10 protein-coding genes are annotated in these 10,798 nt (G+C 63.9%); 2 read left to right on the forward strand and 8 right to left on the reverse strand.

Annotated elements, in window-relative coordinates; translation table 11 throughout:
* Positions 1–8: 8 nt before the first annotated feature.
* Positions 9–1,592 (reverse strand): ABC transporter substrate-binding protein, encoded by a 1,584-nt coding sequence (locus tag ACSU1G_RS26340; protein ID WP_439283217.1) that lies wholly within the window; start codon positions 1,590–1,592, stop codon positions 9–11.
* 134 nt (positions 1,593–1,726) lie between these two features.
* Between ACSU1G_RS26340 and ACSU1G_RS26345 the strand changes: the two genes are divergently transcribed.
* Positions 1,727–2,329, forward strand: coding sequence for an Lrp/AsnC family transcriptional regulator (locus ACSU1G_RS26345; protein WP_439283219.1), 603 nt, complete (start codon positions 1,727–1,729; stop codon positions 2,327–2,329).
* An 11-nt stretch (positions 2,330–2,340) separates the two neighbouring features.
* On the opposite strand, the gene ACSU1G_RS26350 is transcribed toward ACSU1G_RS26345, so the two are convergent.
* Positions 2,341–2,706 carry a hypothetical protein gene (locus ACSU1G_RS26350; RefSeq protein WP_439283221.1) on the reverse strand — a complete coding sequence of 122 codons (366 nt, stop codon included), beginning with the start codon at positions 2,704–2,706 and terminating at the stop codon, positions 2,341–2,343.
* 76 nt (positions 2,707–2,782) lie between these two features.
* Here ACSU1G_RS26350 and ACSU1G_RS26355 point away from each other — a divergent pair, with 76 nt between their 5' ends.
* Positions 2,783–3,907 (forward strand): hypothetical protein, encoded by a 1,125-nt coding sequence (locus ACSU1G_RS26355; protein WP_439283634.1) that lies wholly within the window; start codon positions 2,783–2,785, stop codon positions 3,905–3,907.
* A gap of 212 nt (positions 3,908–4,119) precedes the next feature.
* On the opposite strand, the gene ACSU1G_RS26360 is transcribed toward ACSU1G_RS26355, so the two are convergent.
* From ACSU1G_RS26360 to ACSU1G_RS26385, 6 genes are all read right to left on the reverse strand, one after another.
* On the reverse strand, positions 4,120–4,512 hold the full coding sequence (locus ACSU1G_RS26360; RefSeq protein WP_439283222.1) for a DUF779 domain-containing protein: 393 nt from the start codon (positions 4,510–4,512) through the stop codon (positions 4,120–4,122).
* Between the two features lie 65 nt (positions 4,513–4,577).
* Positions 4,578–6,128 (reverse strand): acetaldehyde dehydrogenase ExaC, encoded by a 1,551-nt coding sequence (gene exaC / locus ACSU1G_RS26365; protein ID WP_439283224.1) that lies wholly within the window; start codon positions 6,126–6,128, stop codon positions 4,578–4,580.
* Positions 6,129–6,234: 106 nt separating this feature from the next.
* Entirely contained in the window at positions 6,235–7,563 is a 1,329-nt protein-coding gene (locus ACSU1G_RS26370) for a GAF domain-containing protein (RefSeq protein WP_439283226.1), read from the reverse strand.
* Between the two features lie 95 nt (positions 7,564–7,658).
* Positions 7,659–9,086, reverse strand: coding sequence for a CCA tRNA nucleotidyltransferase (locus tag ACSU1G_RS26375; RefSeq protein WP_439283228.1), 1,428 nt, complete (start codon positions 9,084–9,086; stop codon positions 7,659–7,661).
* Between the two features lie 34 nt (positions 9,087–9,120).
* Positions 9,121–9,405: a hypothetical protein gene (locus ACSU1G_RS26380; RefSeq protein WP_439283230.1), complete on the reverse strand. Its 285-nt coding sequence runs from the start codon at positions 9,403–9,405 to the stop codon at positions 9,121–9,123.
* A gap of 110 nt (positions 9,406–9,515) precedes the next feature.
* Positions 9,516–10,745 (reverse strand): MFS transporter, encoded by a 1,230-nt coding sequence (locus tag ACSU1G_RS26385; protein WP_439283231.1) that lies wholly within the window; start codon positions 10,743–10,745, stop codon positions 9,516–9,518.
* Positions 10,746–10,798 lie beyond the last annotated feature (53 nt).

The raw sequence follows: 10,798 nt of genomic DNA on the forward strand, positions 1-10,798 counted from the left end.
TGAGTTGTTCAGCCTGCGGGGGCGATCTCGGCGATGTCGATCTCCCACACCGAGTTGTACACAGCACCGCTAACGTCACCCGCGGTCGCGATGTTGCGACCGGGAACGATCAGCGGCACGAACGGGCCATCGACCTGCATCGCCTCAGCGAACTCGGTGAAGGCTGCCGTGCGCTCGTCTGGGTCGGTCGCGCTGGCAGCGACATCGGCGAGGGCAGCGATCTCGGGGTTCGCCTCTGCGGCCCAGCCTGAGCGCAGACCGACCTTCAGGCCGGGAGCGAACGGCAGGAAGTTCGCGGAGTCGGCGTAGTCCGGACCCCAGAACCACAGGCCGAAGCCCTCGGTGCCGTTGACGTAGGCGTCAAGCTCGGTGGCGAACGGCGCCGGAGCGAGTTCGACCTCGATGCCGGCATCCTTCAGCTGCGCCTGCACACGCTCGGCGAGCGGAGTGAACTCCACTCCACCCACTGGGTAGTCGTTCGGGAACTGCAGCTTCAGCGTCTGACCGGCGTATCCGGCTTCGGCGAGCGCGGTCTCGACGCGGTCGAGATCCTGTTCGACACCGGCATCCAGAGCACCCTCGAACCCGGGAGGGATGACGCCGGTGGCCTTCACGGAACCGGCACCGGCGAGCTCGAGCAGCCCGTCATAGTCGAGGGCGTAGCGGATCGCCTCTGCGATCTTGACGTTCGCGAGCTCGCCCGCGTTGTCCGCAGTCTGGTTCAGCAGCAGGAAGATCGTCTGGCCGGAAGGCACCGAGTCGATGTTGATGTCGTCGCCCAGGGTTGCGACCTGGTCACCGTTGAGGTCCAGGGCAACCATGGTGTCGCCACCCTTGAGGTTCGCCAGCTGCGTGGCGCTCTCGGTGACATTGCGGATGACGACGCGGTCATACTCGCTGGACTCGTCGCCGTTGTATTCGTCACTCTTGGTGAGCACGATCTGCGACGAGAGGTCGAGAGTGTCGAGCACGAAAGGACCGGATCCGGCAGATTCGCCGTCGAGGAACGCCTGTGCGGTGTCGGCGCCATCAGTGGTGCCACCGTTCTCGATCACAACATCCGAATTGACGATGCCGAGTGCCGGGTTCGCCAGGATCGCGGGCAGCTGCAGCTGCGGCGTCTCAGTGGTGAACCTGATGGTCTTCTCGTCGACCTCTTCGATCGTCACGCCGGCAAGAAGGAAGTTCGGCTTGGCCTCGACCATCCCCTGGATGCGCTGCAGAGTGAAGACGACATCCTTCGCCTCGATAGGTGTGCCGTCCGAGAAGACGCGGCCATCCTCGAGCGTGAAGGTGAACTCGGTGGCCTCATCGTTCTGCTCCCAGGAAGCGAGCCCCGGGATCGGCGTGGAGACGTCGGATCCTTCAAAGTCGACCAGCGTCTCGTAGAGCGCCTTGGCCAGCATGTTGCCGGTCGGGTCGTAGCTGTGTCCAGGATCGGCGGTCTCGATGGAGAACGCGGTGTCGATCACCAGCGATGAGGCGTTGCTGGTACCTCCACCGTTTGCAGAGTTTCCACCTGAGCAGCCGGTGACGGCCAGGAGCGCGACGGCTCCGACGGCGACCAGGGACCTGCGGGACAACGAGGACATAGACCCTCCTAGGGAAGGGGAGTGATGGGGAATGGTCGGACGGCTGTGGACGACCGAGTTCAGATTGGCACGATGCGTGACGATTTGTCCAATGAGAGCAGACGTTCAGACACATATCACCCTAAGATTCGAGAATGGGAGACAGTATGTCCAACGATCGGCCTACCGATTCGATATCCGCTGGACGAAGTGCGCCTGCACTCGATGATGTCGGCTACCGCATCCTGGCAGCGCTGCGGGAGAACGGCCGCCTCTCGATGGCCGCACTCGCCGATCGCGTCGGCATTTCCCGCGCGAATGCCTACTCGCGGGTGGAGGCGCTTGTGGATGGCGGCGTGATCACAGGTTTCGCCGCATCCATCAATCCAGCGAAGGCCGGCCTCTCGATCGGGGCACACGTCTTCGTGACGGTGCATCCGCAGTCTTGGCCGTCATTCCGCGAGCGCGTGCGGGAGCTACCGGAGGTCGAGTACTGTGCTGTCACCACCGGCGAGCACGATGCGATGCTGATGATCCGTGCCACGGATGTCGGCGGGGTGCACGACTTCTCCACCGGGGTCATCGCGCAAATGCCGGAGGTGCGCACAGTGGTCAGCGTCGTGATCCTCGACGAGGTCGTGCGCCGGCCGTTCATCCTCCCCACCGACATTCCGGAGCGCGCATCGGCGCCTGCGCAGATGGGGATGACGCGCTGGACTCCCGCGCCAGGGGCCAGGGATCCGCTGCCGCCGCGCTGAGCGCCGCCCCGCTAGCGGGCTGAGGCCGCGGCATCCTCCACGCAGATACTCAACTGCGCCTCACCATGCATCTCGTAGTGCTCAACCAGGCGCAGACCGTTCTCGTCCTGCTCGATGTCACTGTCGCCCGATCCGGTGACGACGGTGCCATCCGCAACGAGCACGTGCACGAAGTGGATGCTGATGACGTTTCCGGTACGAGTGCCGACGAATCGGCCGAACGTCACCGTGTCACCGGTGTAGTCGCCCCAGATGGCGCCGTCTTTCTCGAAGTAGAGGAACACGCTCGGGGCATCGTGATTGACCACAGAGGTGGTCGAAGAGGTCATCCGGAAAGTGCGTCCGTCAAGCGACGGGAGGGTTGTCTGCGTGTTCACCCCTCGATTATGGCAACCGCCACGCGCTGTCGTTGACCAACCATCGCGCTCCTGCGGTTAGCGTGGACGGGTGACCATGCCCTCCTCCGGCCCGCAGCCGATCTCCTTCGATGCACGGCCGCTCACCGATCCGGTCGCCCCAGGCGCCGTGAGTGCGTTTGTGTCCGCGATGCGCGCGCGCCGCCCGTCGTCGATGACCGCGACCAAGATCTTCATAATCGTCATCGGATCTATCGTCGGCTTCGGCTTCCTCACGATCCTGCTCCTGACCACGTCAATGCTCCTCGCGGGGATCAGCAACGGCGGGCCGCTCATCATGCTGATGCCGGTTCTGATCATCGTCGGGATCGCGGTCGTGTTCGGGCTGGTGTTCTGGTCCTCCTCCCGCCAGGACAAAATCGCTCGCTATCGCATTAGCCAGTTCGCCGCGGCGAACAACATGACCTACGAAGATCAGATCAAGGACCCGGCGCTGCCTGGCATGATCTTCAGCCTGGGTAGTTCGCGGCAGTCCGCACGCCTCGTGCGTGGTTCGTCCCCGCGGTTCGTCGAGTTCGGCAACTACCAGTACACAACGGGGTCGGGAAAGAACTCCACTACCCACAAGTGGGGCTACGTTGCTGTGCGACTGGACGTTCCGCTGCCCAACATCGTGCTGGATGCTCTGGGCAACAACGGGTTCGGCACCAACCTGCCGGCATCCTTCCGCAAGGAACAGCATCTGTCTCTCGAAGGCGACTTCGACAAGTATTTCTCGCTGTATTGCCCGCAGGGATATGAGCAAGATGCGCTGTACCTGTTCACCCCCGACATCATGGCCCGCTTCGTTGACAACGCAGCCCAACTCGACGTCGAAATCGTGGATGACTGGCTGTTTCTCTACACGCGGCGCGAGGCATCCACGCTGGACCCGGCGACCTGGGCCTGGTTGTTCGGCGCCGTCGGTGCACTGATCACGAAGTTCGACCAGTGGGCACGGTGGCGCGACGAGCGCTTGCTCGAAGTGCAGGGTCAGGCGCCCGCGGCCGCGGCACCGGCCGGCTCGCATGCGCTTCCGTTCGCCGCACCGGCGGGGATGCTGACGCCACCACCTGGTGTGGCACAGAGCGGACGTCGACTGAAGCGCCGAGGTCAGTGGGTGACAGTCGTGCTCTTCGCCGGCGTCTTGATCTTCTGGTTCTTCTCGCGCCTGCTGTACTGAGCGCTCAGAATTCGGCGGGTGTGGAGGTGAGCGCGGTCTGGGGAACTGCGCTCACCTCATCCCCCCGGGATCAGAAGAAGACGAACTCCCTCCGCATGAACGGCCAAGGCCGTCCGACGCCAGATGTCAGCTGGGGACTGAACAATCGCGGCGTATGACCCCGACGGTATACCAAAACAGGTTGCAGTGGGTTGCAAGTTCGGATGAGCGCGTCAGGCGTTCAACCCGAAATACTCCAGTTCCGCGTCGTTCAGCATCCGCGAGCGGATGAGGAATCGCATCCCGGTCGGGCCTTCCACACTAAATCCAGCACCTCGGCCGGGCACGACGTCGATGGTCAGGTGCGTGTACTTCCAGTACTCGAACTGCGACTCCGACATGAAGACCTCAATCGGGGCATCCATGCCGGCGTCAATGTCACCCAGCAGCACATCGCTGGGGCCGGTGATGAACATGCCCACCGGATAGCACATGGGGCTCGAGCCGTCACAGCATCCGCCGGACTGATGGAACATCAGCGGGCCGTGCTGGGCGGTCAAATCCCGAAGCAGGGATGCGGCAGCATCCGTCACTGCCACCCGGTGGTACGTGCCGATGCTCACCATGTCGCTCTCCTCACGTGGTTCTCGGGTGGGCGCCAGCGGCGACGCCCACCCGAGGGTCAGTCAGATCAGAAGAAGCCCATCGGGCCCCCGGCATACGACACGAGAAGGTTCTTCGTCTGCTGGTAGTGATCGAGCATCTTCAGGTGGTTCTCCCGCCCGATGCCGGACTGCTTGTACCCACCGAATGCCGCGTGCGCGGGGTACTGATGGTAGGTGTTCGTCCACACTCGACCGGCCTGAATCGCCCGCCCGGCACGGTAGGCGGTGTCACCGCTGCGCGTCCAGACGCCGGAACCCAGGCCGTACAGGGTGTCGTTGGCGATGTCGATTGCGTCGTCGTAGTCGTCAAAGCTCGTCACCGCGAGCACCGGACCAAAGATCTCCTCTTGGAAGATACGCATGTCGTTCGTGCCCTCGAAGACGGTCGGCGCAACGTAGTACCCCCCGCTGAGATCGCCGCCGAGGTCGACGCGCTCTCCACCGGCGAGCAACTTCGCCCCCTCCTGCTTACCGATATCGATGTAGCTGAGGATCTTCTCCAGCTGATCGTTGGACGCCTGCGCGCCGATCATCGTGTTCTTATCGAGCGGGTTTCCCTGAATGATCTGTCCGACACGGTCGAGACCGTCGGCGAGGAACCCATCGTAGATCGAGCGCTGGATGAGGGCGCGGGACGGACACGTGCAGACCTCGCCCTGGTTCAGCGCGAACATCGTGAAGCCCTCGAGCGCCTTGTCGTAGTAGGAGTCATCGGTTGAGCGGGCGACGTCTTCAAAGAAAAGGTTCGGCGACTTTCCGCCGAGCTCGAGCGTGACCGGAATGAGGTTCTGCGAGGCATACTGCATGATCAGCCTGCCGGTCGTCGTCTCACCGGTGAAGGCGATCTTGCGGATCTTCTTGTGCTGCGCGAGCGGAGCACCCGCCTCGATGCCGAAACCGTTGACGATGTTGACGACACCGGCTGGCAGCAGGTCGCCGATGATCTCGAACAGATACAGGATGGATGCCGGCGTCTGCTCTGCCGGCTTCAACACGACACAGTTGCCTGCGGCGAGCGCGGGAGCAAGCTTCCACACCGCCATCAGGATCGGGAAGTTCCACGGGATGATCTGGCCGACCACTCCCAGCGGTTCTTGGAAGTGATAGGCGACGGTGTTCTCGTCGAGCTGACTGAGCGAGCCCTCCTGCGCACGCAGTACGCCGGCGAAGTAGCGGAAATGATCGACGGCGAGCGGAATGTCGGCGGCCAGCGTCTCACGGACCGGCTTGCCGTTGTCCCACGTCTCTGCGACCGCGATCTCCTCGAGATGCTGTTCGATGCGGTCGGCGATCTTGTTGAGCACGATACTGCGCTCGGCGGGGCTGGTCTTGCCCCACGACGAGAACGCCTTCCATGCCGTGTCGACGGCACGGTCGATGTCTTCCACGGTGCCACGGCCCACCTCGGTGAACGGCTTACCGTTGATCGGACTGACGTTCTCGAAGTATTGCCCCTTGACGGGTTCGACGAATTCTCCTCCGATGTAGTGACCGTATCGGGGGCGATAGTTCGCCACGGCGCCGGCGGTTCCCGGCGCGGCGAATGCAGTGGACACGATTTCTTCGACGATGGTCATGGTGCGTCTCCTTCGACGGGCCGCAGCCTCAGTGCTGCGCGGCATTGGGTCGAAGGTAGGCCTGGCAACGTTGCACTCGGATGCGCAACGTTGCGGATGGTTGCGGTCAGACCCGATCGAGCTTCTCGATGCGGCTCACCAGACCCCCGCGGCGCGGCGAACGCGCCGGCAGCATCTCCAGGCACAGGCGTAGCACTTCTTCGTCTTCTGCACCCTCGGGGATGTCGGCGTAAACCAGCAGCACGTCGATGCTGGCCTCCGTGAGCATCGCCTCTCTCAGGGCCGCACGCACAGTGTCGCGGAAGTCCTCGATGCCCGGTGCCGTCGACTCCGGCAGCACCGGTCCTCGGTACGCGGTCAGGGCGACGCGGTGCGCACCGCGATCGAGGAGCGACAGCACGTTCTGCGCGTCGGTCTCCAGTGGCACGGTGAGCCGGTATGGGCGCGACTCTGGCACCAAATCCGGGGCGATCCGCTGCAGCACCTTGCGCAGTCGCACCATCTCGGGACGCAACGTATCGGGAGATGCGCCCTCGCCGTAGACGAGCTCGGCGAGCCGATCGGCCGACACCCCCTGTCGATGGATCGCCAGCACGAGCAGGATCTCGGCGTGCCGAGCGCTGAGCTCGATGACCGATTCCGATTCGTCGCCGCAGACCTCCAGCCTCGCGCGATCCCGACCCAGAACTCGCAGCGTGGCGCGCGTCGTCGTCACAGCGCGCCTGGATTTGCGGGGCGAGACGAGCGGAGCGGCGCTGCGCGCACGCAGGCGGGCCACGAGCAACTCTGATTCGACGGCCCTCGCCGTGGCATCCACAAGCAGGCGCGCCTGGGGAGTCGCGACTTCCGGGCCGCCGGTGACATCGATGACGCCGAGGATCTTCCTGCTTTCCGGATCGAAGACCGGGGCAGCCGTGCACGACCACGGATGCACGAGGCGGTTGTAGTGTTCGGCCTGATGTATCTGCACCGATTGTCCGAGCGCGAGCGCGGTGCCGGGCGCTGAGGTACCGACGGCGTCTTCTGACCAGTTCGCACCCGCGACGAGACCCATTTCACCGGTGAGCATGCGCTGCTGCAGGTCGCCCTCGACCCAGAGGAGTCGCCCGGCGTGATCACCGACGGCCACCATCACGCCAGATTCTGCGGGATCGCCCGGCAGCAGCAGACTGCGGATCATCGCCATCACGTCGGCGAGCGGATGCTCGAGCCGGTAGCGTTCCAGTTCTTCTGTGACGAGCGCGAGCGGAGGGAGGCTTTCCGCTCCGACGCGCTGTCTCCAGGACCTCTCCCAGGACTCGCGAACGAGAGGGCGCACATGCTCAAGCCGTCGATCGTCCAGGTTGCCGGCGACGAGCTCTTCATGTGCGCGCTCGATGATGAGGCGCGAGGCTCCAGGAGAAGCGTCACGTGATGACGACCATGACGACGGCATGTGCCCCCGATCGACAGTGATGGAGTGTGAGCACCAGTGTATGAGCACGGCCCGTCCGTGTCAGCCCATCCTTGCGTGGGGAGGGGATGAACTCGTCAACCCCGCGCAGCCCACCACTCGCGCAGGCGCTGCTCAACAACATCCGGGCCGAGCATTCCCTCGTCCAGGCGAAGGTCGAGCAGGAACTTGTAGGCCTGGCCGACCTCGCGTCCGGGCTTGATGCCAAGGATGCCCTGGATCTGATTGCCGTCGAGCTCCGGGCGCATCGAATCGAGCTCCTCCTGCTCACGCAGGTCGGCGATGCGCTTTTCGATGTCGTCGTAGGCGCCGGCCAGACGGGACGCCTTGCGGCGGTTGCGCGTGGTGACGTCTGCACGAGTGAGGATATGGAGGCGCTCCAGCAGGTCACCGGCGTCGCGCACGTAGCGGCGCACCGCGGCATCCGTCCATGCACCCTCGGCATAACCGAAGAAGCGCAGATGCAGCTCGATCAGGGTGGCCACGGCATCCGTGGTGTCACCATCGAACCGCAGCGCCTGCAGACGCTTGCGCGCCATGCGGGAACCGACCACATCGTGGTGATGGAACGTGACCACACCGCCGGACTCGAGCTTGCGTGTGCGAGGCTTTCCGATGTCGTGCAGCAGCGCAGCGATGCGCAGCGCCACGTCTGGCGCCTCACCAGGCTGGCGCGTGTGCTCGAGTTCGATCGCCTGTTGCAGCACGGTGAGCGAATGCTCGTAGACATCCTTGTGGTGGTGGTGCTCGTCGACCTCGAGGCGCAGCGCGCTGACCTCGGGCATGAACTCCTCGATCAGCCCGGTGTCGACCAACACGCGGATGCCGCGCACCGGGTCGTCTGTCTGCATGAGACGGACCAGCTCGCTCTGAATGCGCTCAGGGCTGACAATCTTCAGCGTCTCGCGCAGCCGGGTGATCGCGTCGCTGGTCTCCGGGTCGATATCGAAACCGAGTTGGGCGCTGAAGCGGGCGGCACGCAGCATCCGAAGCGGATCGTCGCCGAAACTCACGTTCGCGTCAATTGGTGTGCGCAGGATGCCGGCAACGAGGTCTTCCACGCCGCCGGTGGGGTCGACCAGCTTGATCTCAGGCACGAGCAGTGCCATCGCGTTGACCCGGAAGTCACGGCGCACGAGGTCGCCATCGATCGTGTCGCCGAACTCAACGGTTGGCTTGCGCGTCACACCGTCATAGCTGTCAGCGCGGTAGGTGGTGATCTCCACCTGTTCGCCCTGCACTCGAGCGCCGATCGTGCCGAACGCCCGACCGATGTCCCACTGGGTGCTCGAGATCGGCGTGACGATCTTCAGAATCTCATCCGGCGAGGCGTTCGTGGTGAAGTCAAGGTCATGCGTGGAGCGCCCCAGCAGCGCATCGCGCACCGGCCCTCCGACGACGGCGAGCTCGAAGCCCGCATCCTGGAACGCATCGGCGACCGCCGAAACGACCGTTCCCTCTGCGAGAGTGCGCAGTCGCGCGAGTCCCTCGGCCATATTCAGCATGGGTTCCAGCGTACCGGGCGCTGCGGGCTCCACCTCAGTTCCCGGTGAGCTCACGCATCTCGTGTGCGTGGCGGCGGACCATGGTGAGCAGGGAGAAGCTGAGGACTAGTCCACCGATGGCCGCGATTGCCACAAGGATCCAGATGCCCTGGTCTACGTCGACGATTCCGAGAACGAAAATAACCAGGACGGCCGCGACCACCAGCAATCCTTCGACGAGCGCGAAAGTGATGAACAAACGGTTCTGTCGCTGCCGATGTTGCTCGCGCAGGGCATCGACGCGAGGATCCTTCGAACTGCCGTTCAGCGAATAGCTCATCCGGTCAGGATATCGCTGGCACCGAGTGTGCGGCGGGGCCGACCGACTGGTACGTGAAGCGTTGAGCAGACCCCAGAATGACCTAGCCCAGGCCGAGGCCGTACCCGCCCCTAGCGTTCGGCGACAACCGTCACCGAAACGTTTCCGACCGCGTTGGGAGGAGAGAAGCGCACTTTGCCGGCAAGAAGGAACACCACGAGAACCATGATGGCGGGTAGAAGCAGAGCGAAATTGAGCGGCATCCAGGTCGCCAGCAACCCGATCAGCACCGGACCCGCGAGCTGGACCACATAGGAGATGCCGACGACCGTCGCCATCGTCCGGCCGGATCGCTCAGGATCGCGGCCGGCGACTGCCGCAGCTCGAAAGATCTGCGGAGTGACACCCGAGAGGCCCAACCCGAGCAACGTCCATCCGATAATCGCGATGATTGCGTTCGGTGCCAGCACGACGATCAGGAGCGCTCCCGCAGCCGCGAGCGATCCCCAGCGCACGACGAACCCTCCACCGAGGCGCTGCACGATGCGATCCGTCAGCAATCTTCCGACAAACATCGCAGCGCTGAACGCGACGAACGCGACAGGTGCCTGCGCCGTGGTGGCGCCCAAGACATTGGCCATGTACAAGGTCGCCCAACTTCCTGCGGCTCCTTCGGCATTGTGCGAGAAGCTGGACATCACTGCCAGCATGGCCACGTAGAGCCACCATTGTCGGAAGACAGGCGGCTCCTTTCGGGCTGTGGTGCCTTCCGGCGCCGGCTGATCGTACTTCGCACGGAGCAAACTCTGCTCGCTCGTCCGCCGGAGTAGCGTGAACCACAGCACCACCGCGATGTTCACGAGAACAAACGACCACAAGCCAATCGTTTGCCAACGCGGCAGTCCCAGCGCGAGCCCCGCCGCACCGACCGCAGCGCCGATGACGCCTCCCACGGACCACATCGCGTGAAAAGAAGTGAAGATCGCCCTCCGGTAGCCATTCTCGACTGCGACTCCGTGGATGTTGATCGAGATGTCGATAGTCCCGATGCCGTATCCCAGGACGAACCATCCGAGCCCGAGCACCCACGCGTCAGGGGCAAGAGCAAGGATATTGATTGCTACGGCGATGATCAGCGCACCTGCGACGACCACGGGTCTGCTTCCCCGTGAATCTGTGAACCGTCCCGTGAGCCGCAAAGCAGAGAACGCTCCGAGGCCACTGAAGACCATGAGCGTGCCCAGGAGTCCGTAGGGCAGATCCAGTTCGCGTTCGACGACCGGGAGATGCGCGGTCCACACTCCGATTGCCGACCCGCCCACGCCGAACCCGATAAACGTGGCTATACGCGCTCGTCGCACTGCCGGCTCCATTCGATTGAGAATCACCATGAATTGAAACGTTATACTTTCGC

The organism is Microbacterium sp. A93 (genome assembly GCF_051842835.1).